Annotated in this window: 19 protein-coding genes and 2 tRNA genes; all 21 read left to right on the forward strand. The window is 68.8% G+C overall.

All coding sequences use genetic code 11. The features are described from left to right. Nucleotides 1-222 precede the first annotated feature (222 nt). The 21 genes from clpP (at nucleotide 223) to M0638_RS00300 (ending at nucleotide 21823) form a co-directional block, all read left to right on the forward strand. Complete coding sequence (gene clpP / locus M0638_RS00200) at nucleotides 223-876, forward strand: ATP-dependent Clp endopeptidase proteolytic subunit ClpP (RefSeq protein ID WP_282571747.1); 654 nt, start codon at nucleotides 223-225, stop codon at nucleotides 874-876. A gap of 193 nt (nucleotides 877-1069) precedes the next feature. Continuing rightward, nucleotides 1070-2326 carry an ATP-dependent Clp protease ATP-binding subunit ClpX gene (clpX, locus tag M0638_RS00205; RefSeq protein ID WP_248664925.1) on the forward strand — a complete coding sequence of 419 codons (1257 nt, stop codon included), beginning with the start codon at nucleotides 1070-1072 and terminating at the stop codon, nucleotides 2324-2326. Nucleotides 2327-2487: 161 nt separating this feature from the next. Further along, nucleotides 2488-4902 carry an endopeptidase La gene (gene lon, locus M0638_RS00210; RefSeq protein WP_248664926.1) on the forward strand — a complete coding sequence of 805 codons (2415 nt, stop codon included), beginning with the start codon at nucleotides 2488-2490 and terminating at the stop codon, nucleotides 4900-4902. A 369-nt stretch (nucleotides 4903-5271) separates the two neighbouring features. Continuing rightward, on the forward strand, nucleotides 5272-5544 hold the full coding sequence (locus M0638_RS00215; RefSeq protein WP_248664927.1) for an HU family DNA-binding protein: 273 nt from the start codon (nucleotides 5272-5274) through the stop codon (nucleotides 5542-5544). A gap of 219 nt (nucleotides 5545-5763) precedes the next feature. Beyond that, a tRNA-Val gene (locus M0638_RS00220) sits at nucleotides 5764-5835 on the forward strand. A gap of 115 nt (nucleotides 5836-5950) precedes the next feature. Then, a tRNA-Asp gene (locus M0638_RS00225) sits at nucleotides 5951-6027 on the forward strand. Nucleotides 6028-6373: 346 nt separating this feature from the next. Beyond that, entirely contained in the window at nucleotides 6374-6742 is a 369-nt protein-coding gene (locus tag M0638_RS00230) for an NADH-quinone oxidoreductase subunit A (RefSeq protein WP_282571748.1), read from the forward strand. Nucleotides 6743-6836: 94 nt separating this feature from the next. Continuing rightward, nucleotides 6837-7394 (forward strand): NuoB/complex I 20 kDa subunit family protein, encoded by a 558-nt coding sequence (locus M0638_RS00235; protein WP_248664928.1) that lies wholly within the window; start codon nucleotides 6837-6839, stop codon nucleotides 7392-7394. Further along, nucleotides 7387-8076 carry an NADH-quinone oxidoreductase subunit C gene (locus tag M0638_RS00240; protein WP_408902659.1) on the forward strand — a complete coding sequence of 230 codons (690 nt, stop codon included), beginning with the start codon at nucleotides 7387-7389 and terminating at the stop codon, nucleotides 8074-8076. Before M0638_RS00235 ends, M0638_RS00240 begins: the two co-directional genes overlap by 8 nt. A gap of 107 nt (nucleotides 8077-8183) precedes the next feature. After that, the gene (locus tag M0638_RS00245) at nucleotides 8184-9356 is read left to right on the forward strand and encodes an NADH-quinone oxidoreductase subunit D (RefSeq protein ID WP_248664993.1); all 1173 of its coding nucleotides are present in this window, start codon (nucleotides 8184-8186) and stop codon (nucleotides 9354-9356) included. A gap of 107 nt (nucleotides 9357-9463) precedes the next feature. After that, the gene (locus M0638_RS00250) at nucleotides 9464-10060 is read left to right on the forward strand and encodes a complex I 24 kDa subunit family protein (protein ID WP_248664994.1); all 597 of its coding nucleotides are present in this window, start codon (nucleotides 9464-9466) and stop codon (nucleotides 10058-10060) included. A gap of 4 nt (nucleotides 10061-10064) precedes the next feature. Further along, the gene (gene nuoF, locus M0638_RS00255) at nucleotides 10065-11378 is read left to right on the forward strand and encodes an NADH-quinone oxidoreductase subunit NuoF (protein ID WP_248664929.1); all 1314 of its coding nucleotides are present in this window, start codon (nucleotides 10065-10067) and stop codon (nucleotides 11376-11378) included. A 7-nt stretch (nucleotides 11379-11385) separates the two neighbouring features. Beyond that, nucleotides 11386-13446, forward strand: coding sequence for an NADH-quinone oxidoreductase subunit NuoG (gene nuoG, locus M0638_RS00260; protein WP_248664930.1), 2061 nt, complete (start codon nucleotides 11386-11388; stop codon nucleotides 13444-13446). A 6-nt stretch (nucleotides 13447-13452) separates the two neighbouring features. Next, nucleotides 13453-14463 carry an NADH-quinone oxidoreductase subunit NuoH gene (nuoH, locus tag M0638_RS00265; RefSeq protein WP_248664931.1) on the forward strand — a complete coding sequence of 337 codons (1011 nt, stop codon included), beginning with the start codon at nucleotides 13453-13455 and terminating at the stop codon, nucleotides 14461-14463. 80 nt (nucleotides 14464-14543) lie between these two features. Then, on the forward strand, nucleotides 14544-15032 hold the full coding sequence (nuoI, locus tag M0638_RS00270; RefSeq protein WP_248664932.1) for an NADH-quinone oxidoreductase subunit NuoI: 489 nt from the start codon (nucleotides 14544-14546) through the stop codon (nucleotides 15030-15032). A 77-nt stretch (nucleotides 15033-15109) separates the two neighbouring features. Further along, nucleotides 15110-15862, forward strand: a complete 753-nt coding sequence (locus M0638_RS00275; protein WP_248664933.1) for an NADH-quinone oxidoreductase subunit J — start codon at nucleotides 15110-15112, stop codon at nucleotides 15860-15862. A 1-nt stretch (nucleotide 15863) separates the two neighbouring features. After that, nucleotides 15864-16172 (forward strand): NADH-quinone oxidoreductase subunit NuoK, encoded by a 309-nt coding sequence (nuoK, locus tag M0638_RS00280; protein WP_248664934.1) that lies wholly within the window; start codon nucleotides 15864-15866, stop codon nucleotides 16170-16172. 5 nt (nucleotides 16173-16177) lie between these two features. After that, on the forward strand, nucleotides 16178-18094 hold the full coding sequence (gene nuoL, locus M0638_RS00285; protein WP_248664935.1) for an NADH-quinone oxidoreductase subunit L: 1917 nt from the start codon (nucleotides 16178-16180) through the stop codon (nucleotides 18092-18094). Next, nucleotides 18091-19611: an NADH-quinone oxidoreductase subunit M gene (locus M0638_RS00290; protein ID WP_248664936.1), complete on the forward strand. Its 1521-nt coding sequence runs from the start codon at nucleotides 18091-18093 to the stop codon at nucleotides 19609-19611. The genes nuoL and M0638_RS00290 overlap by 4 nt, the downstream gene beginning before the upstream one ends. Then, complete coding sequence (nuoN, locus tag M0638_RS00295) at nucleotides 19608-21029, forward strand: NADH-quinone oxidoreductase subunit NuoN (RefSeq protein WP_248664937.1); 1422 nt, start codon at nucleotides 19608-19610, stop codon at nucleotides 21027-21029. The genes M0638_RS00290 and nuoN overlap by 4 nt, the downstream gene beginning before the upstream one ends. Continuing rightward, complete coding sequence (locus M0638_RS00300; protein ID WP_248664938.1) at nucleotides 21026-21823, forward strand: biotin--[acetyl-CoA-carboxylase] ligase; 798 nt, start codon at nucleotides 21026-21028, stop codon at nucleotides 21821-21823. Before nuoN ends, M0638_RS00300 begins: the two co-directional genes overlap by 4 nt. Nucleotide 21824: the final 1 nt, after the last annotated feature.

The following is a 21824-nucleotide window of genomic DNA, read 5'->3' on the forward strand; positions in this document are numbered from 1 at the left end:
ATGTTCCGTCCCCCGGCGGGTGCCGCGGCCCTCTGCCCGCCTCCCGCCGGCCGCCGAGAGAAACCCCTTTCCCGGTTGCGCTCGCTACCCCACATTAGGCGGCTCAGGCAGGTCGCGCCGATCCGGGCGGGACGGTGCCGGGGCCGATCCCGCATGGTCGGCCCGGTTGCCGCCGCGGTCCCCCTCCCGACGCGCGCCTGCCCCAGAAAAGGGGCCACACGCATGTTCCGGGACCGCGATCCGATCGAGATCCACAGCAACAACCTCGTCCCCATGGTGATCGAGCAGACCGCTCGGGGCGAGCGTTCCTTCGACATCTATTCGCGCCTGCTCAAGGAGCGGATCATCTTCCTGACGGGGGCCGTATACGATCAGGTCTCCTCGCTCATCTGCGCCCAGCTGCTGTTCCTGGAGAGCGAGAATCCGAACAAGGACATCGCCTTCTACATCAACAGCCCGGGCGGCGTGGTCTCGGCCGGCCTCGCGATCTACGACACGATGCAGTACATCCGCGCCCCCGTGAGCACCGTCTGCATCGGCCAGGCGGCCTCGATGGGCTCGCTGCTGCTCTGCGCCGGGGCGAAGGGCAAGCGCTACGCCCTGCCGAACGCCCGGGTGATGGTGCACCAGCCCTCGGGCGGCGCCCAGGGCCAGGCCACCGACATCGAGATCCAGGCGCGCGAGATCCTGACGCTGCGCAAGCGGCTGAACCAGATCTACGTCAAGCACACCGGCCAGCCGCTGGAGGCGATCGAGCGCAAGCTGGAGCGCGACAGCTACATGGCCGCCGAGGAGGCCCGGGACTTCGGGCTGGTGGACCACGTGGTCGAGGAGCGGCCGGCCGCCCCCGGCGCCGCCGAGGCGCCGAAGGGGTGAGGCGCGGGGCGGCGGAGCGGCGGCCGTGCCCGGCCCGGCGCCGCTCGCCGGCCTCGCCGCGAGCCTTCCTCGGGACCGGCTTTCCTCAACTATTCGTGAGGTTACGCTTTCGCGTCGGCGAAAGCGTGGCTAGAATACCCTTTGGCGCGCCAGCAGGCCCCCTCGCCGGGGCGACTGGGAGCGAGGAGTGCCCATGAGCAAGTCCGGCGATTCCAAGAACACCCTCTACTGCTCGTTCTGCGGCAAGTCGCAGCACGAGGTGCGCAAGCTGATCGCCGGGCCGACGGTGTTCATCTGCGACGAGTGCGTCGAGCTCTGCATGGACATCATCCGCGAGGAGCACAAGACGCACCTCGTGAAGTCGCGCGACGGGGTGCCGACGCCGAAGGAGATCTGCAAGGTCCTCGACGACTACGTGATCGGCCAGGACCACGCCAAGAAGGTCCTCTCGGTCGCGGTGCACAACCACTACAAGCGCCTCGCCCACGGCGGCAAGAGCAACGACGTCGAGATCGCCAAGTCCAACATCATGCTCGTCGGCCCCACCGGCTCGGGCAAGACGCTGCTGGCGCAGACCCTCGCGCGCATCCTCGACGTGCCCTTCACCATGGCCGACGCGACGACGCTGACCGAGGCGGGCTATGTCGGCGAGGATGTCGAGAACATCATCCTCAAGCTGCTCCAGGCCGCCGACTACAACGTCGAGCGGGCGCAGCGCGGCATCGTCTACATCGACGAGATCGACAAGATCTCCCGCAAGTCCGACAACCCCTCGATCACCCGCGACGTCTCGGGCGAGGGCGTGCAGCAGGCCCTGCTGAAGATCATGGAGGGCACCGTCGCCTCCGTGCCGCCGCAGGGCGGGCGCAAGCACCCGCAGCAGGAATTCCTGCAGGTGGACACCTCGAACATCCTCTTCATCTGCGGCGGCGCCTTCGCCGGGCTGGAGAAGATCATCTCCGGCCGCGGCAAGGGCTCGGGCATCGGCTACGGCGCCGAGGTCCGCGCCCCCGACGAGCGCCGCACGGGCGCGATCCTGCGCGAGGTGGAGCCCGAAGACCTGCTGAAGTTCGGCCTGATCCCCGAGTTCATCGGCCGCCTGCCGGTGGTGGCGACCCTGGAGGACCTGGACGAGAAGGCGCTGGTCGAGATCCTGACCAAGCCGAAGAACGCCCTGATCAAGCAGTACCAGCGCCTGTTCGAGATGGAGGGCACCAAGCTCTCCTTCACCGACGACGCGCTGCGCTCCGTCGCCAACCGCGCCATCCAGCGCCGCACCGGCGCCCGCGGCCTGCGCTCGATCATGGAGTCGATCCTGCTCGGCACCATGTTCGAGCTGCCGGGCCTGGAGGAGGTCGACGAGGTCGTGGTCAACCGCGAGGTCGCGGAGGGCCGGGCCACGCCGCTGTTCATCTACGGTGAACGTGCCGCGGAGCAGAATTCCGCCTGACCAGCCGCCCGCCCCGACCCCGATGGGGGGAGGGCGGGCCCCACTTCCACCGTGCCTTGTGTGACCCCCGGGGGTCCACCATCTAAGACACGTGCCATGGTGCCGTGGCGCGTGCCGATCCCCGGGCGCGCTGGGTGCCGACTGTCCTTAGCGAGGTCCCAATGGCGGATAAGCCCGAAACAGTCCCCGCGGAATTGCTGCCCGTCCTGCCATTGCGGGACATCGTCGTCTTTCCGCACATGATCGTTCCCCTCTTCGTCGGTCGCGAGAAGAGCGTGCGTGCCCTGGAAGCGGTGATGCGGGAGGACAAGCAGATCCTCCTCGTCGCCCAGAAGAACGCGGCCCAGGACGACCCCTCGGCCGAAGACCTGTACGAGGTCGGCACGGTCTCCACCGTGCTGCAATTGCTGAAGCTGCCCGACGGCACCGTGAAGGTGCTGGTCGAGGGCGGCCGCCGCGCGCGGATCGAGGGCTTCAAGGAGACCGAGAGCCACTTCGAGGTCTATGCCACCCCCTTCGAGGAGCCCGCGGTCGAGAAGCGCGAGACCGAGGCGCTCTCCCGCACGGTGGTCAGCCAGTTCGAGCAGTACATCAAGCTCAACAAGAAGATCGCGCCCGAGGTGCTGGTCTCGATCAACCAGATCGACGACCCGGCCAAGCTCGCCGACACGGTGGCGAGCCACCTCTCGCTCAAGATCGTCGAGAAGCAGGAGCTGCTGGAGACGGTCGGCGTCACCGCCCGCCTGGAGCGCGTCTTCGCGCACATGGAGAGCGAGATCGGCGTCCTGCAGGTGGAGAAGCGCATCCGCAACCGCGTCAAGCGGCAGATGGAGAAGACGCAGCGCGAGTACTACCTGAACGAACAGCTCAAGGCGATCCAGAAGGAGCTGGGCGAGGGCGAGGACGGCAAGGACGAGGCCGCCGAGCTCGAGGCCAAGATCAAGGCCACCAAGCTCTCCAAGGACGCGCGCGAGAAGGCCCTGGCGGAGCTGAAGAAGCTGCGCACCATGAGCCCGATGAGCGCCGAGGCGACGGTGGTGCGCAACTACCTCGACTGGATGCTCTCCATCCCCTGGAAGAAGAAGAGCAAGGTCCGCAACGACATCGTCGAGGCGGAGAAGGTGCTCGACGCCGACCACTACGGGCTGGAGAAGGTCAAGGAGCGGATCATCGAGTACCTGGCGGTGCAGTCGCGCTCGCCGAAGATCCGCGGCCCCATCCTGTGCCTGGTCGGCCCGCCCGGCGTCGGCAAGACCTCGCTCGGCAAGTCGATCGCCAAGGCCACGGGCCGCAACTTCGTGCGCATGTCGCTCGGCGGCGTGCGGGACGAGGCGGAGGTGCGCGGCCATCGCCGGACCTATATCGGCTCCATGCCCGGCAAGGTGATCCAGGGCATGAAGAAGGCGAAGACCTCGAACCCGCTCTTCCTGCTCGACGAGATCGACAAGCTCGGCGCCGACTGGCGCGGCGACCCGTCCTCGGCCCTGCTGGAGGTGCTCGACCCCGAGCAGAACGCGACCTTCGCCGACCACTACCTCGAGGTCGACTACGACCTGTCGGACGTGATGTTCGTCACCACCGCGAACAGCCTGCGCATGCCCGGGCCGCTGCTCGACCGCATGGAGATCATCCGCATCCCCGGCTACACCGAGGATGAGAAGGTCGAGATCGCCAAGCGCCACCTGATGCCCAAGGTGACCGAGGCGAACGGGCTGAAGCCGGAGGAGTGGTCGGTCACCGAGGATGCGATCCGCGATCTCGTGCGCTACTACACGCGCGAGGCGGGCGTGCGGAGCCTGGAGCGCGAGATCGGCGGCATCGCCCGCAAGGCGGTGCGCGAGATCGTCGCGAAGAAGGTCAAGAAGGTCGCGATCAACCGCAAGAACCTCGACAAGTTCGCCGGCATCCGCAAGTTCCGCTACGGCGAGGCGGAGGCCGAGGACATGGTGGGCGTGGTCACCGGCCTCGCCTGGACCGAGGTGGGCGGCGAGATCCTGACCATCGAATCCGTGCTGCTGCCCGGCAAGGGCGCGGTGAAGCACACCGGCAAGCTCGGCGACGTGATGCAGGAGAGCGTCTCCGCGGCGCTCAGCTACGTCCGTTCCCGCTCGGTCCAGTTCGGCATCAAGCCGACCCTGTTCGAGAAGCGCGACATCCACGTGCACGTGCCCGAGGGTGCCACGCCGAAGGACGGGCCGAGCGCCGGCGTCGCCATGGCGACCACCATGGTGTCGATCCTGACCGGCATTCCCGTCCGCAAGGACGTGGCCATGACCGGCGAGATCACGCTGCGCGGCCGGGTGCTGCCGATCGGCGGCCTGAAGGAGAAGCTGCTGGCGGCGCTGCGGGCGGGCGTCACCACCGTCTTCATCCCGAAGGAGAACGAGAAGGACCTCGCCGACATCCCGGAAAGCGTGAAGAAGGCGCTGACGATCATCGCCGTCAACCACGTCGACGAGGTGATCGCGCAGGCCCTGGTGCGGCGCCCCGAGGCGATCACCTGGGAGGAGCCGGCCGAGCCGCAGCCCGCGCGGACCGCGGATGCGCCTGCCGCCCTGCCTGGTCTGCCGCACTGACCCTGCGCACGCGGCCCCGGAGTCGCTCCAGCCCGAGACGGTCGGGACGGAACGGCTCCGGCGGTTGATGCGACGCGTCTTCCGAACTGCCGGGCACTTCCGCCCGGCCTGAGAATGTCCCTGATCCGGAAAAGGGTCGGCACCATGGTGCCGACCCTTTTTTCCTGGCGAATCGCGGGGCCGATACCTGCCGACATGCCCTGCCATGCGCCGGCGTTGTTTCATTGCATCATGTGCCCGCCGAATTGCCACAGCGCCGGGGGCTCGATTGACGCTCCTGAATCGCGGCCCATACAGTTTCGCGACCAGCAGGAGCGTGGTTCCCCAACGCGCTCCGCCTCCCCCCAGCACGGTTAAAGGAAGCGGCGTGTGAACAAGCAGGATCTGATCGCCACGGTCGCCGAGGCGGGTACCTTGCCGCGCGTCAAGGCGGCCGAGATCGTCGATGCAATCTTCGAGGCGATCGAGACGGCGCTGAAGGACCGGCAGGAGGTGCGTCTGGCTGGCTTCGGTACCTTCACCCGGTCGTCACGCAAGGCCGGCGTCGGACGCAATCCGCGTACCGGCGCGCAGATCGCGATTCCCGCCTCGAACTCGGTCCGCTTCAAGCCCGGCAAGAGCCTGCGCGACGCGGTGAACTGACGCCGATGCCCGGCGGTGGCGACCCGGCCTTGGCGACCCGGGCGGGATGACCTCGCGGGCGGGTCGGAGGCAGGCGCCGCCATCCTCGCGTTCCGGACGTGCATGCGCGACCGCTGCGGCGTTGCCTCTCGGCGCCACGGTTTTCCCGGGATGCGGATTCGTCCTAGCATGCGTCCGGCGGAGCACGGCGCGGCGTTGCCGGACCGGGCCCGGCGGGAGGGGCACTTAGCTCAGCGGTAGAGCGCCTCGCTTACACCGAGGATGTCGGCGGTTCGATCCCGTCAGTGCCCATTCGTCCTTCCGTCCGACGCCCGCGCGGCGACGGCGCGGAAGATCGGGACGAGCGGCGGAAACGGGCCGCTTGACACCATCGCGGGCCGGCGATACATCCGGCGCCCTGTCGCAAGCGGGTGTAGCTCAGTTGGTTAGAGCGCCGGCCTGTCACGCCGGAGGTCGCGGGTTCGAGCCCCGTCACTCGCGCCATGCGACGCGGAAGAATGCGGAAACGGCGTCCCGGCCTCGGGGCGCCGTTTCGCGTTTCGGCGGCAATCGCCGGTCCGGTTCGTCCGTGAGCGGGCGGCCGTCGCGATGCTTGCATCCGTTGCGCCGCAGTCTTGCGCTTCCCTCGAAGCACGGCATCGCCGCGTGGCGGCGTCGCGGGCGCGACCAGGCGACGGGCCCCGGCACCGCTTCCGCCCGCCCCTGTCAGGATAGGCCCTTGGCGCTTTGTGCGGCGCGGGAGTAGTGTTCGGTCCGCGGCGCGCTGGGGAGACACCCCGGTGTGCCGTCGCGCGGCCGAGGGGGCTGCGCCAACACGGATGCGCATGCCATGATCCAGCCGCTGCTCGCGGACTACTTCCCGATCCTGGTCTTCCTGGCGATCGCCGTGGTGATCGCCTGCGCCATGGTCGGCGGCAGCATGCTCGCCGCCAGGCAGAAGCCCTACGCGGAGAAGCTCTCCACCTACGAATGCGGCTTCGAGCCCTTCGACGACACGCGCCGTCGTTTCGACGTCCGCTTCTATCTGGTGGCGATTCTTTTCATTATCTTCGATCTGGAAGTTGCCTATCTGTTCCCGTGGGCGGTCAGCCTCTCCGGGATCGGGTGGTTCGGCTTCCTGTCGATGTTCGCCTTCCTCGGCGTGCTGACGGTTGGCTTCGTCTACGAGTGGCGCAAGGGCGCGCTGGACTGGGAGTGAGCCGCGTCGAACGCCGCCCCGGCACGATCCGGGGGCGGTGCGGCGACGGGGCTATCTGGACGTCGTGCCTGAGCGCACGCGGAGGTATGAGCCGATGAGCGGGACGACCGATGTCATCGCCTGGAACCGCGAGAACCTGCCGCCGGGGCCGGCGCAGGACGCGGTGATCAAGGGGATCACCGGCGAGATCGAGGACAAGGGCTTCGTGATCGCCAACCTGGACAAGGTGGTGAACTGGGCCCGCACCGGCAGCCTGTGGCCGATGACCTTCGGCCTGGCCTGCTGCGCCGTGCCGATGATCCACGCCTACATGGCGCGCTACGACCTCGACCGCATGGGCATCATCCCGCGCGGCTCGCCGCGCCAGTCGGACGTGATGATCGTGGCCGGCACGCTGACCAACAAGATGGCGCCCGCCCTGCGCAAGGTCTACGACCAGATGTCGGAGCCGCGCTGGGTCATCTCCATGGGCTCCTGCGCCAATGGCGGCGGCTACTACCACTACTCCTACAGCGTGGTGCGCGGCTGCGACCGCATCGTGCCGGTGGACGTGTACGTGCCGGGCTGCCCGCCGAGCGCCGAGGCGCTGGTCTACGGGATCATGCAGTTGCAGAAGAAGATCCGCCGCACGGGGACGATCCTCCGTGGCTGAGCCGAGCACCGAATCCCTTCCCGTCGCGGCGCAGGCGGCGGCGCCCTTGGCCGCCATCGTGCCGACCGACCTCAAGGCGCTCGGCGAGTCGATCGCGGCCGCCGTGCCGGGCGGCATCGTCGTGTCGCACGAGGTGGCGCTGGGCGAGCTGACCGTCACCGTCCGCCGCGAGGGGCTGATCGAGGCGATGACCGTGCTGCGCGACTCGCCGGCCTTCGCCTGCGAGCAGTGCATGGACATCTGCGGCGTGGACTGGCCGGACCGCGCCGAGCGCTTCGAGGTCGTCTACAATCTCCTCAGCCTGACCCACAACCACCGCATCCGCGTGGTGACGAGCACCGACGAGTCGACGCCGGTGCCGAGCGTGCACGGCATCTGGCCCGCCGCGAGCTGGTACGAGCGCGAGACCTGGGACATGTACGGCGTGGTCTTCTCCGGCCAGCCGGATCTGCGCCGCATCCTCACCGACTACGGCTTCGAGGGGCACCCGCTGCGTAAGGACTTCCCGCTCACCGGCTATGTCGAGGTGCGCTACGACGAGGAGCGCAAGCAGGTCGTGTACGAGCCGGTGCAGCTGACGCAGGACTTCCGCAGCTTCGACTTCCTCTCGCCCTGGGAGGCGATGACCACCCTGCCCGGCGACGAGAAGGCGCACCGCACGCAGCCGGAGCCCCAGAAATGAGCGGCAGCGCAGTTCCCGAGGTGAAGGTCGGCCACGAGCTGATCGCCGACGACGCCGCCACCGCCGCGACCGAATTCGTCGAGGCGCTGGAGGCGCCGGCGACGCGCATGGTCGAGGTGGACAGCCACACCATCAATTTCGGCCCCCAGCACCCGGCCGCGCACGGCGTGCTGCGGCTGATCCTGGAGATGAAGGGCGAGGCGGTCGAGCGCGCCGACCCGCATATCGGCCTGCTGCACCGCGGCACCGAGAAGCTGATCGAGTACAAGACCTACCTGCAGGCGCTGCCCTACTTCGACCGGCTCGACTACGTCTCGCCGATGTGCATGGAGCACAGCTTCGCGCTGGCGACCGAGCGGCTGCTCGGCATCCAGGTACCGGAGCGGGCGATGTACATCCGCGTGCTGTTCGCCGAGATCACGCGGATCCTGAACCACCTGCTGAACGTCACCACCTACGTGCTCGACCTCGGCGCGACCACGCCGCCGCTCTGGGGCTTCGAGCAGCGCGAGCACCTGCTCGAATTCTACGAGGCGGTGAGCGGCTCGCACTACCACGCCAACTACTTCCGCCCGGGCGGCGTGGCGAAGGACCTGCCGGCGGGGCTGGAGCAGCGCATCGCCACCTGGCGGAAGAGCTTCCCGCTCTTCCTCGCCGACCTGAAGCGTCTCGTGGACGGCAACCGCATCTTCAAGCAGCGCACGGTCGATATCGCGATCATGAGCGCCGAGCAGTGCTTCGCCTGGGGCTTCTCCGGGCCGAACCTGCGTGCCTCCGGCTGCGCCTGGGACCTGCGCAAGTCGCAGCCCTACGACGTGTACGACCGCATGGATTTCGACGTGCCGGTCGGCCGCCACGGCGACTGCTACGACCGCTACCTGGTGCGCGTGCTGGAGATGGAGCAGAGCCTGCGCATCATCGACCAGTGCCTGGAGCAGATGAAGCCGGGCCCGATCAAGCTGCAGGACAACAAGATCACGCCCCCGAAGCGCGCCGAGATGAAGCGCTCGATGGAGGCGCTGATCCACCACTTCAAGCTCTACACCGAGGGCTACCACGTGCCCGCCGGCGCCACCTACACGGTGACCGAGGCGCCGAAGGGCGAGTTCGGCGTCTACCTCGTCGCCGACGGCACCAACCGCCCGTACCGCTGCAAGATCCGCGCGCCGGGCTACGCGCACCTCCAGGCCATGGAGGTGCTGACCAAGGGGCACATGCTGGCCGACGCGGTCTCGGTGATCGGCAGCCTCGACATCGTGTTCGGAGAGATCGACCGGTGAGCAACGGCGAAACCGCCGCGCACGGCGAGCATGGCGCCCCAGGCGACGCCCATGGCGCGCATGCCGAGCCCGCGAGCTTCAGCTTCGACGAGGCCAGCGAGGCGCAGATCGCGACGATCCTGAAGCGCTACCCGGCCGGCAAGCAGGCCAGCGCCGTGATCCCGCTGCTCTACGTCGTGCAGAAGCAGATGGGCCGGCAGACGGGCAGCACCTGGGTGCCGCGCGTGGGCATGGACGCGGTGGCCGAGCGCCTCGGCATGGCGCCGATCCGCGTCTACGAGGTCGCGACCTTCTACTTCATGTTCAACACGAAGCCGGTCGGTCGCTACCACCTGCAGGTCTGCGGCACGACGCCCTGCTGGCTGCGCGGCTCGGACGAGGTGCTGCGCGCCTGCAAGGATGCCGGCAAGCTGAAGGGCTACGGCGACACCAGCGAGGACGAGCTGTTCACCCTGTCCGAGGTGGAATGCATGGGCGCCTGCGTGAACGCGCCGATGATCGCCGTGGACGACGACTACTACGAGGATCTCGACTACGACCGCACGGTGCGGCTGATCGAATCGCTGCGCCGCGGCGTGCGGCCGCCGCCGGGCTCGACCACCGGGCGCCAGACCAGCGCGCCGGAGGGCGGGCCGCTGGTGCTGACCGAGATCCCGCATTACGACGTGGCGGCCGCCCCGGCCGCCGGCAAGGCGGAGGAGTAGGCCCGTGGCGCTCTCCGACAAGGACCGCATCTTCACCAACCTCTACGGCGTCGAGCCCTGGAACCTCCAGGCGGCGCGCCGTCGCGGCAACTGGGACGGCACGGCCGGCATCATCGGCAAGGGCCGCGACTGGATCATCGAGGAGATGAAGGCGTCCGGCCTGCGCGGCCGCGGCGGCGCCGGCTTCCCGACCGGCATGAAGTGGTCCTTCATGCCCAAGACCAGCGACGGCCGCCCCTCCTACCTCGTCATCAACTCCGACGAGTCCGAGCCCGGCACCTGCAAGGACCGCGACATACTCCGCCACGATCCGCACACGCTGATCGAGGGCGCGCTGATCGCCTCCTTCGCCATGAACGCGCATGCCTGCTACATCTACGTGCGCGGCGAGTACTACAACGAGGCGGCCGTGCTGCAGGCCGCGATCGACGAGGCCTACGAGGCCGGGCTGCTCGGCGCCAACGCCGCCGGCTCGGGCTGGGACTTCGACCTCTACGTGCACCGCGGCGCCGGCGCCTATATCTGCGGCGAGGAGACGGCGCTGATCGAGAGCCTGGAGGGGAAGAAGGGCATGCCGCGCCTGAAGCCGCCCTTCCCGGCGGCGGTGGGCCTGTACGGCTGCCCGACCACGGTGAACAACGTCGAGACCATCGCCGTGGTGCCGACCATCCTGCGCCGCGGCGGCGCCTGGTTCGCGGGCTTCGGCCGGCCGAAGAATTCCGGCACCAAGATCTTCTGCATCCAGGGCCACGTGAACAAGCCCTGCAACGTGGAGGAGGAGATGAGCATCCCGATGCGGGAGCTCATCGAGCGCCATGCCGGCGGCGTGCGCGGCGGCTGGGACAACCTGCTCTGCGTCATCCCCGGCGGCTCCTCCACGCCGCTGCTGCCGAAATCGGTCTGCGACGACGTGCTGATGGATTTCGACGCGCTCCGCGAGCACAAGTCGGGCCTCGGCACGGCGGGCGTGATCGTGATGGACAAGTCCACCGACGTCATCAAGGCGATCGCCCGCCTCGCGCAATTCTACAAGCACGAGAGCTGCGGCCAGTGCACGCCCTGCCGCGAGGGCATGGGCTGGCAGAAGCGCATGATGGACCGGATGGTGGAGGGCAGGGCGGAGATCGAGGAGATCGACCTGCTGGAGAGCATCACCCGCCGCATCGAGGGCCACACCATCTGCGCGCTGGCCGATGGCGGCGTCTGGCCGGTGCAGGGGCTGATCCGCCACTTCCGCCCGCTGATGGAAGAGCGAATCGCCCAGTACAAGCAGCGGCACGGCGACCCGGAGAAGACGCTGCCGATGGCGGCGGAGTAGGCACGACATGGCGAAGGTCACGGTTGACGGGATCGAGGTCGAGGTCCCGAACGGCTCCTCGGTCATCCAGGCCTGCGAGGCGGCGGGGAAGGAGATTCCCCGCTTCTGCTATCACGAGCGCCTCTCGGTGGCCGGCAATTGCCGCATGTGCCTCGTGGAGGTGGAGAAGGTCCCCAAGCCCGTCTCCTCCTGCTCCTACCCCGTGGCCGACGGCATGGTGGTCAAGACCGACAGCCCGATGGCGCGCAACGGCCGCCGCGGGGTGATGGAATTCCTGCTGATCAACCACCCGCTGGACTGCCCGATCTGCGACCAGGGCGGCGAGTGCGACCTGCAGGACGAGGCGGTGGCCTACGGCGCCGACCACAGCCGCTACATGGAAGAAAAGCGGGCGGTCAAGGAGAAGCACTGGGGCCCGCTGGTGAAGACGGTGATGACGCGCTGCATCCAGTGCACGCGCTGCATCCGCTTCGCCACCGAGATCGCCGGCGTGCCCGAGCTGGGCGCCACCAACCGCGGCGAGAACATGGAGGTCGGCACCTACGTCGAGAAGGCGCTGACCACCGAGCTTTCCGGCAACCTGATCGATCTCTGCCCGGTCGGCGCGCTGACCAGCCGCCCCTACGCCTTCGTCACCCGTCCCTGGGAGCTGCGCAAGACCGACAGCGTGGACGTGCTGGACGCGGTCGGCGCCAGCATCCGGGTCGATGCACGCGGCCCGGAGATCCTGCGCGTGCTGCCGCGTACCAACGAGGCGGTGAACGAGGAGTGGCTCGCCGACCGCTCCCGCTTCGCGCCGGTGGACGCGCAGAAGCGCCGCCGGCTCGACCGCCCCTGGGTGAAGCGTGACGGCGCGCTGAAGCAGGCGGAATGGGTCGATGCCTTCAAGGCGATCGCCGACCGCCTGAAGGGCGTGTCGGGCGAGCGCATCGGCGCCGTGGCCGGCGACCTCGTGGACGCCGAGTCCGTGGTGGCGCTGAAGGACCTGATGACCGCCCTCGGCAGCGCCAATCTCGACTGCCGGCAGGACGGCGCCGCGATCAACCCGGTGCGGCGCGAGTTCTACACCTTCAACACCACCATCGCCGGCATCGAGGAGGCGGACGCGCTGCTGATCATCGGCAGCAACCCGCGCCTGGAGGCGCCGGTGCTGAACGCGCGCATCCGCAAGCGCAGCCTGCTCGGCAAGTTCCCGATCGGCGTGATCGGGGAGAAGGCGGATCTAACCTACGGCTACACGCATCTCGGCGACGGCCCCGGCGCCATCGGCAATCTCGGCGACTTCGCCGAGGTGCTGAGCAAGGCCGAGCGCCCGATGCTGATCCTCGGCCGCGGCGCCCTGGCGCGCCCGGACGGTGCCGCGATCCTCGGCGCCACCTGGCGGCTCGCGGAATCGAGCGGCATGCTCGAGGAAGGCTGGAACGGCTTCAACCTGCTGCACCGCTTCGGCGGCCAGGTCGGCGCGCTCGATCTCGGCTTCGTGCCGGGCGCCGGGCCGGGGGGCGGCAAGGATCTCGCCGACATGCTGGATGGCGGCGTGGACGTGCTCTGGCTGCTCGGCGCCGACGAATTCGACGTCTCGCGCATCCCGGCCGGCACCTTCGTCATCTACCAGGGCCATCACGGCGACCGCGCCGCGGCGCGCGCCGACGTGATCCTGCCGGGGGCGACCTACCTCGAGAAGGACGCGACCTACGTGAACACGGAGGGCCGCGTGCAGCGCGGCCGACTCGCCGTGCATCCGCCGGGCGAGGCGCGCGAGGACTGGCGCATCATCCGCGCCGCCAGCGAACTGCTCGGCCACAAACTGTCCTATGACGACCTGGCCGGCGTGCGCCGGCGGCTCGCCGCGGTGAACCCGGTCTTCGGCACGGTGGCCACGCTCGCCCGTCGCGGCTGGGCCGACACCGCCGCCCCCGGCAACGGTGGCGCCCTGGACGACACGCCCTTCGCGCCGACCCCGGCGAATTACTGGCAGGTCGGCACGATCGGCCGCGCCTCGCCCACCATGGCGGAATGCGCCGCCACCTACCTGCCGGCGGCCGCGCCGTCGCTTGCCGCGGAGTAGCGCCACGTGACCGCCTTCTTCGCCACGCCCCTCGGCCTGCTGATCATCACGCTGGCCCAGACCCTGGCCCTGCTGGTGCCGGTGCTGATCGGCGTCGCCTACCTCACCTATGCCGAGCGCAAGGTGCTGGCGGCGATGCAGCTCCGCCGCGGCCCCAACGTGGTCGGCCCCTTCGGCCTCCTGCAGCCCTTCGCCGACGCGCTGAAGATGCTGATGAAGGAGACGATCATCCCGACCGGGGCGAACCGCGCCCTGTTCATCATGGCGCCGATGCTCACCTTCATCCTGGCGATGCTCGCCTGGGCGGTGATCCCGGTGAACGACGGCTGGGCGATCGCCGACATCAACGTGGGCGTGCTGTACCTGTTCGCCATCTCCTCGCTCGGCGTCTACGGCATCATCATCGCGGGCTGGGCGAGCAACTCGAAGTACGCCTTCCTCGGCGCGCTGCGCTCGGCGGCGCAGATGGTGTCCTACGAGGTCTCGATGGGCTTCGTGATCGTCACCGTCCTGCTCTGCGTCGGCTCGCTGAACCTGACCGAGGTGGTGCGGGCGCAGCAGAACGTCTGGTTCTGCCTGCCGCTCTTCCCGATGTTCATCATCTTCTTCATCTCCATCCTGGCGGAGACGAACCGCGCGCCGTTCGACCTGCCGGAAGGCGAGTCGGAGCTGGTGGCGGGCTTCTTCGTGGAATACAGCGCCATGGCCTTCGCGCTGTTCTTCCTCGGCGAATACGCCAACATGATGCTGATGAGCGCGCTCACCACCATCCTGTTCCTCGGTGGCTGGCTGGCGCCGTTCAACATGGAGCCCTTCACCTGGATCCCCGGGCCCATCTGGTTCATCCTGAAGATCTGCTTCTGCCTGTTCGTGTTCCTCTGGGTCCGCGCCACCTTTCCGCGCTACCGCTACGACCAGCTCATGCGCCTCGGCTGGAAGGTGTTCCTGCCCTTCAGCCTCGCCTGGCTGCTGCTGACGGCGGTGGTTCTGAAGGTGATGGGCTGGCTGCCCGCATGAACGCCCCGAACCGCCCGCTTGCCGCGCCCCGCCTTGCCGAGACGGACGCCCGGGGCTATGCCCCGGCAACGAGGTAACCCATGGCCGCACTCGACCGCGCTGCGCGCAGCCTGCTGCTTGCCGAGCTCGTCTCCGGCATGGCGCTGACGCTGCGCTATTTCTTCAAGCCGAAGGTGACGATCAACTACCCCTTCGAGAAGGGGCCGATCTCGCCCCGCTTCAAGGGGGAGCACGCGCTGCGCCGCTACCCGAACGGCGAGGAGCGCTGCATCGCCTGCAAGCTGTGCGAGGCGGTCTGCCCGGCGCAGGCCATCACCATCGAGGCCGAGCCGCGCGAGGACGGGTCCCGCCGCACCACGCGCTACGACATCGACATGGTGAAGTGCATCTACTGCGGCCTCTGCGAGGAGGCCTGCCCGGTCGATGCGATCGTCGAGGGGCCGAATTTCGAGTTCGCCACCGAGACCCGCGAGGAGCTGATCTACCACAAGGAGAAGCTTCTCTCGAACGGCGACCGCTGGGAGCCGGAGCTGGCCAAGCGGCTCGAGCTCGACGCCCCCTATCGCTGAACCAAATCGGCCACACGCCCCGGATCCCGCACGATGAGCCCCCCGATGCGCCTTAGGCCCTGCCAGGAGCGCGCCCGATGATCGCGGCGCTCGCCTTCTACGTCTTCGCCGCCATCCTGATCGCCTCCGCGGTCATGGTGGTCACGTCGCGCAACCCCGTGCACAGCGTTCTGTTCCTGATCCTGGCCTTCTTCAACGCGGCGGCGCTGTTCCTGATCGCGGGGGCCGAATTCCTGGCGATGATCCTGGTCATCGTCTACGTGGGCGCGGTCGCGGTGCTGTTCCTGTTCGTCGTGATGATGCTGGACATCGACTTCGCCCAGCTCCGCGAGGGCTTCCAGCGCTACGCCCCGATCGGCGCGGTGGTCGGCGCGATCCTGTTCCTGGAGCTGGTTCTGGCGGTCGGCTCCTGGCAGTTCGCGGGCGACGCGCCCGGGCTGCGCATGGCGCCGATGCCGGGCAACATGACCAACACCCAGGCGCTGGGCCGGCTGATCTACACGGACTACGTGTTCCTGTTCCAGGCGGCCGGCCTCGTGCTGCTGGTCGCGATGATCGGCGCCATCGTGCTGACGCTGCGCGACAAGCCGCCCGGCTCTCGCCGCCAGGACATCGGCCAGCAGATCGCGCGAACCAACACGGTGCTGCTGCAATCCGTCCCCACCGGCGCCGGGCTGAAGCAGCTCGGCATCCGCCGCCCGCCGACGCCCGAGGAGCTGGCGCCGCGGAAGGCGCTGGCGCACGGCCACGACGACCACGGGCATGGCGCCCACGGGCACGACGGTCACGGGCACGACGACCACGCAACCAGCCAGGGCGGGCATCACTGAGATGGCGATCGGGCTCGGCCACTACCTGACGCTCAGCGCCATCCTGCTGGTGCTCGGCATCTTCGGCATCTTCCTCAACCGTAAGAACATCATCGTCATCCTGATGTCGGTGGAGCTGATCCTGCTCTCGGTGAACCTGAACTTCGTGGCCTTCTCGGCCGCGCTGCAGGACCTCGCCGGCCAGGTCTTCGCCATGTTCGTGCTCACCGTCGCCGCCGCCGAGGCGGCCATCGGCCTCGCCATCCTCGTCGTCTACTTCCGCAACCGCGGCACGATCGAGGTCGAGGACATCTCGACCCTGAAGGGCTGACAGGCATGTTCGTCGGCGCCGTCTTCTTCCCGCTGCTGGGGGCGACCCTGGCAGGCTTCTTCGGCCGCTGGCTGGGCGACAAGGTCAGCCAGTGGATCACCGTGGCCTGCATGGTGCTCGCCGCCATCTGCGGCGTCTCGGCCTTCGCGCAGGTCGCGATGGGCCACGCGCCCACCACGGTCCCCATCGTCACCTGGATGGACGTGGGCAGCCTGGAATTCTCCTGGGCGCTCCGCTACGACACGCTCTCGGTGATGATGGTGGCGATGGTCACCTGCATCTCGACGCTGATCCACCTCTACAGCGTCGGCTATATGAGCCACGACGCCACCATCCCGCGCTTCTTCGCCTACCTGTCGCTCTTCACCTTCATGATGCTGATGCTGGTGACGGCGGACAACCTCGTGCAGCTCTTCTTCGGCTGGGAGGGCGTGGGCCTCGCGAGCTACCTGCTGATCGGCTACTGGTACGAGCGCGAGAGCGCCAACCGCGCCGCGATGAAGGCCTTCATCGTCAACCGCGTCGGCGACCTGTTCTTCACCCTCGGCGTCGCGCTGACCTTCTGGACCTTCGGCACGGTCGAATTCCCGGCGATCTTCGCCGCCGTGCCGCAGCACGCCAACGATACCTTCATGGGCATCCGCTCGCTCGAGCTGATCGGCGTGCTGCTCTTCCTCGGTGCCTGCGGCAAGTCGGCGCAGATCGGCCTGCATGTCTGGCTGCCGGACGCGATGGAGGGCCCGACCCCCGTCTCCGCGCTGATCCACGCCGCCACCATGGTCACCGCCGGCGTGTTCCTGATGGCGCGCATGTCGCCGCTGATGGAGTACGCCCCGGTCGCGCTGACCGTCGTGACGATCGTCGGCGCCACCACCGCCCTGTTCGCCGCGACGATCGGTTGCGTGCAGAACGACATCAAGCGCGTCATCGCCTACTCGACCTGCTCGCAGCTCGGCTACATGTTCTTCGCGGTCGGGGTCGGGGCCTACCAGGGCGCGGTGTTCCACCTCTTCACCCACGCCTTCTTCAAGGCGCTGCTCTTCCTCGGCGCGGGCTCCGTCATCCACGCCATGTCGGACGAGCAGGACATCCGCCGCATGGGCGGCATCTGGACGAAGATCCCCGTCACCTACGCGGTGATGTGGATCGGCAGCCTAGCCCTGGCCGGCGTGCCCTTCTTCGCCGGCTACTACTCGAAGGACTTCGTGCTGGAGGCCGCCTACGCCGCGCACAGCGGCGCCGGCATGTACGCCTTCGCCTGCGGCATCGTGGCGGCCTTCCTGACCGCCTTCTACTCCTGGCGCCTCATCATCCTCACCTTCCACGGCACCCCGCGCGCGGACCATCACACGATGGAGCACGTGCACGAGAGCCCGCTGGTGATGCTGATCCCGCTGCTGCTGCTCGCGGCCGGCGCCATCCTGACCGGCTACCTGTTCGCGCCGCTCTTCATCGGCCACCACTGGCAGGAGTTCTGGAACGGCGCCATCGTCAACGGCGAGCACAACCACATCATGCACGCGGCGCACGAGACGCCGGAATGGGTGGGCCTGCTGCCCACCGTCGTCGGCGTCGCCGGCATCGCGCTCGCCTACGCGCTCTACATGTTCTTCCCGGAGGTGCCCGGTCGCCTCGCCCGCAGCTTCCGCGGCCTCTACCTGTTCCTGCTGAACAAGTGGTACTTCGACGAGCTGTACGACGCGATCTTCGTCCGCCCGACCCGTCGGCTCGCCATGTTCCTCTGGAAGGTCGGCGATGCGCGCATCATCGACGGCGTGCCGAACGGCGCCGCGGCGCTCTCGGTCGACGCCTCGCGCGGGCTGGTGCGGCTGCAGAGCGGCCGCGTCGCCAGCTACGCCTTCGCGATGCTGATCGGCCTCGTCATCCTCGTCTCCCTGTTCCTGATCGGGCGCATCCGATGAACGCCGCCGGCTTCCCGCTGCTCTCGCTGCTCACCTTCCTGCCGCTGGCGGGGGCGGTGTTCATCATGTCGGTGCGCGGCGACGACGCCACCGTCGCGGCCAATGCGCGCTGGACGGCGCTCTGGACCAGCCTGCTGGTCTTCGCCCTCAGCCTGATCCTCTGGTTCCGCTTCGACACCTCGACCGCCGACTTCCAGTTCGTCGAGCAGATCGACTGGCTCCCGGAATTCGGCGTCGGCTACCACATGGGCGTGGACGGCATGTCCGTCCTCTTCGTCCTGCTCTCCACCCTGCTGACGCCGCTCTGCATCCTCGCCTCCTGGGAGTCGGTGCAGACCCGCGTGCGCGACTACATGATCGCCTTCCTGGTCCTCGAGACCATGATGGTCGGCATGTTCTGCGCGCTCGACTTCATCCTGTTCTACATCTTCTTCGAGGCCGTCCTGATCCCGATGTTCCTCATCATCGGCGTCTGGGGCGGGCCGCGCCGGGTCTACGCGGCGTTCAAGTTCTTCCTCTACACGCTGCTCGGCTCGGTGCTGATGCTGCTGGCGATCCTCGCCATCTGGTACCGCTTCGGCACCACCGACATCCCGACCCTCTTCGCCCAGCCCGCGCTGCCGACCTCCTGGCAGGCCTGGATCTTCTTCGCCTTCCTCGCCAGCTTCGCGGTGAAGGTGCCGATGTGGCCGGTCCACACCTGGCTGCCCGACGCACACGTCGAGGCGCCGACGGCGGGCTCGGTGATCCTGGCCGGCGTGCTGCTGAAGATGGGCGGGTACGGCTTCCTCCGCTTCTCCCTGCCGCTGCTGCCCAACGCCAGCGCCGAGTTCGCGCCGCTGATCTTCGCCCTCTCGGTGATCGCCGTCGTCTACACCTCGCTGGTGGCGCTGGCGCAGGAGGACATGAAGAAGCTGATCGCCTATTCCTCGGTCGCCCACATGGGCATCGTCACGATCGGCCTCTTCACCTTCAACCAGCAGGGCCTCGCCGGCTCGATCTTCCAGATGCTGAGCCACGGCGTCGTCTCCGGCGCGCTGTTCCTCTGCGTCGGCGTGCTCTACGACCGCGTCCACAGCCGCGAGATCGCCCGTTACGGCGGCGTCGCCAAGATCATGCCCTCCTACGCGCTGGTCTTCATGCTGTTCACCATGGCCAGCATCGGCCTGCCCGGCACCGCCGGCTTCGTCGGTGAGTTCCTGGTGATCGTCGGCGCCTGGCACGCCAGCCCCTGGCTCGCCTTCGGCGCGGCGCTCGGCATGATCCTCGGCGCCTGCTACATGCTCTGGCTGTACCGCCGCGTGATCTTCGGCCGCATCACCCGCGACGACCTGCGGGCGCTGCTCGACCTCAGCCCGCGCGAATACGCCGTCTTCGCGCCGCTGATCCTGCTGACGCTGTGGATGGGCGTCTATCCGCAGTCCTTCCTCTCCTTCTTCGAGGTGAGCGTCGCCGCGCTGATCCAGCGCCACGAGGCCGCCCTCAGCCTGCCGCGCCTCGCGGGGATCGCGCCATGAACTGGACGCTCGCCATGCCGGAGCTGGTGCTCGCCTGCGCCGGCCTCGCCATCCTGCTCGTGGGCGTGATCCCGCGCGCCAACATGAACCAGATCGTCTCGATGCTGGTGATCGGCGCGCTGCTGCTGGCCGGCGTGCTGCTGCTCGGGCAGGAGGACGGCATCGCCTTCGGCGGCCAGTACGTCGCCGACGCCTTCGGCCGCTTCATGAAGCTGCTGGTGCTGGTCGCGGCCGCGCTCGGCCTCGTCCTCGCCCTCGACTTCAACGAGAGGGAAGGGCTCGCGAAGTTCGAGTTCCCGGTCCTGCTCCTCTTCGCCACCGTCGGCATGATGATCATGGTCTCGGCCAACGATCTGATGTCGCTCTATCTCGGGCTGGAGCTGCTCTCGCTCTCCCTCTACGTGGTCGCCGCCTTCAACCGCGATTCCGGGCGTTCCGCCGAGGCCGGCCTCAAGTACTTCGTGCTCGGTGCGCTCGCCTCCGGCCTGCTGCTCTACGGCACCACGCTGGTCTACGGCTTCGCCGGCACCACCAACTTCACCCGCCTCGCCGAGGCGCTGAACGCGCCCGAGAGCGCCCCCACCGGCGTCGTGCTCGGCATGGTGTTCATCGTCGCCGGCCTCGCCTTCAAGATCTCGGCCGTCCCCTTCCACATGTGGACGCCGGACGTGTACGAGGGCGCGCCGACGCCGGTCACCGCCTTCTTCGCCTCCGCGCCCAAGCTCGCCGCCATCGCGCTGCTGGTGCGCGTGCTGATGGGGCCCTTCGGCGACCTCGCCGCGCAGTGGCACCAGATCCTGGTGCTGCTCTCCGCCGCCTCGATGATCCTCGGCGCCTTCGCCGCGATCGGCCAGCGCAACATCAAGCGCCTGATGGCCTACTCCTCGATCGGCCATATCGGCTACGCGATGATGGGCATCGCCATGCACTCCCGCGTCGGGCTGCACGGCACGCTGCTCTACATGGCGATCTACCTGTTCATGAACGCCGGCACCTTCGCCGTGCTGGTCGCCATGCGCCGCGGCGGCCGCACCGTCGAGCGGATCGACGACCTCGCCGGCGTCGGCCGCACCGACCCGGCCATGGCCTTCTGGATGGCCGTGTTCATGTTCTCGATGGCCGGCATCCCGCCGCTCGCCGGCTTCTTCGGCAAGCTCTACGTCTTCCTGGCGGCGGTGCAGGGCGGTGTCTGGTGGCTGGCCGTGATCGGCGTGCTGACCAGCGTCGTCTCCGCCTACTACTACCTGCGCATCATCAAGGTGATGTACTTCGACGCGCCGGCAGGGGCGCTGGACGCGCGTCCGGCCAGCCTCTCCATGGTGATGGCGGGAGCGGGCATCCTCAACATCCTGTTCTTCCTGTTCCCCGCCCCGGTGCTCGCGGCGGTGCAGGTGGCGGTGGCGGCGCTGATGGGGTGACGGCCGCGCCGTCCTCCCCGGGGGCCACCCCGCTGCGGCCGCCTCCCGACTGGCGGCTGGAATTGCACGATTCGCTGCCCAGCACCGCCGACCTGATCGCGGCGCGCGCCGCCGGGGGGGAGGCGGAGGGGCTGGCCGTGCTGGCCCGCCGGCAGACCGCCGGCCGGGGCCGGCAGGGCCGTTCCTGGGTGGGCATCGAGGGCAACCTGTTCCTCAGCGTGCTGCTGCGCCCCGAGACGATGCTGCGCGAGGCGCCGCAATGGTCGCTGCTCGCCGGCGTCGCCCTGGTCGATGCCGTCCTCCCGTTGCTGCCCGATCCGTCCCGGCTGCGCCTGAAGTGGCCGAACGACCTGCTGCTCGGCGGTGCCAAGCTGGCCGGCATCCTGGTCGAGAGCAGCGCCGGCCCGGAAGGGCGGCTCGCCTGGCTCAATCTCGGCTTCGGGGTCAACCTCGCCGACGCGCCGCCATTGCCGGACCGGCCCGTCACCAGCCTCGCCGCCGCCGGGATCGCGCCGCCCGCGCCGGAAGCCTTCGCCCCCCGCCTCCTGGCGATGCTGGACCGCTGGCGCCGCGTTCCAGCCGCCGAGGGCTTCGCCCCGGTCCGGGCCGCCTGGCTGCGCCACGGCCCACCCCTGGGCAGCGCGATCTCGGTGCGCCAGGCGGATGGAATCCGTTCCGGCCACTTTGCCGGCCTCGACGGCGATGGCAGGCTGCTGCTCGAGGCGTCCGGCCGCCTCCTCGCCCTTTCGGCCGGCGAGGTGGCGGCCGGGGAGATCGCGGCTCCGGGAGGATAGC

This window comes from Roseomonas acroporae, from assembly GCF_023223525.1.
Classification (GTDB): Bacteria; Pseudomonadota; Alphaproteobacteria; order Acetobacterales; family Acetobacteraceae; genus Roseomonas_E; species Roseomonas_E acroporae.

Excerpts from the sequence above, each read along its gene's own strand:
- M0638_RS00245 (WP_248664993.1), top strand. The coding sequence starts at position 8,184 with ATGGTCGAGGTGGACAGCCACACCATCAATTTCGGCCCCCAGCACCCG.
- clpX (WP_248664925.1), top strand. The coding sequence starts at position 1,070 with ATGAGCAAGTCCGGCGATTCCAAGAACACCCTCTACTGCTCGTTCTGC.
- clpP (WP_282571747.1), top strand. The coding sequence starts at position 223 with ATGTTCCGGGACCGCGATCCGATCGAGATCCACAGCAACAACCTCGTC.
- nuoI (WP_248664932.1), top strand. The coding sequence starts at position 14,544 with ATGGCCGCACTCGACCGCGCTGCGCGCAGCCTGCTGCTTGCCGAGCTC.
- M0638_RS00235 (WP_248664928.1), top strand. The coding sequence starts at position 6,837 with ATGAGCGGGACGACCGATGTCATCGCCTGGAACCGCGAGAACCTGCCG.
- nuoK (WP_248664934.1), top strand. The coding sequence starts at position 15,864 with ATGGCGATCGGGCTCGGCCACTACCTGACGCTCAGCGCCATCCTGCTG.
- M0638_RS00275 (WP_248664933.1), top strand. The coding sequence starts at position 15,110 with ATGATCGCGGCGCTCGCCTTCTACGTCTTCGCCGCCATCCTGATCGCC.
- lon (WP_248664926.1), top strand. The coding sequence starts at position 2,488 with ATGGCGGATAAGCCCGAAACAGTCCCCGCGGAATTGCTGCCCGTCCTG.
- nuoL (WP_248664935.1), top strand. The coding sequence starts at position 16,178 with ATGTTCGTCGGCGCCGTCTTCTTCCCGCTGCTGGGGGCGACCCTGGCA.
- M0638_RS00230 (WP_282571748.1), top strand. The coding sequence starts at position 6,374 with ATGATCCAGCCGCTGCTCGCGGACTACTTCCCGATCCTGGTCTTCCTG.
- nuoN (WP_248664937.1), top strand. The coding sequence starts at position 19,608 with ATGAACTGGACGCTCGCCATGCCGGAGCTGGTGCTCGCCTGCGCCGGC.
- M0638_RS00290 (WP_248664936.1), top strand. The coding sequence starts at position 18,091 with ATGAACGCCGCCGGCTTCCCGCTGCTCTCGCTGCTCACCTTCCTGCCG.
- nuoG (WP_248664930.1), top strand. The coding sequence starts at position 11,386 with ATGGCGAAGGTCACGGTTGACGGGATCGAGGTCGAGGTCCCGAACGGC.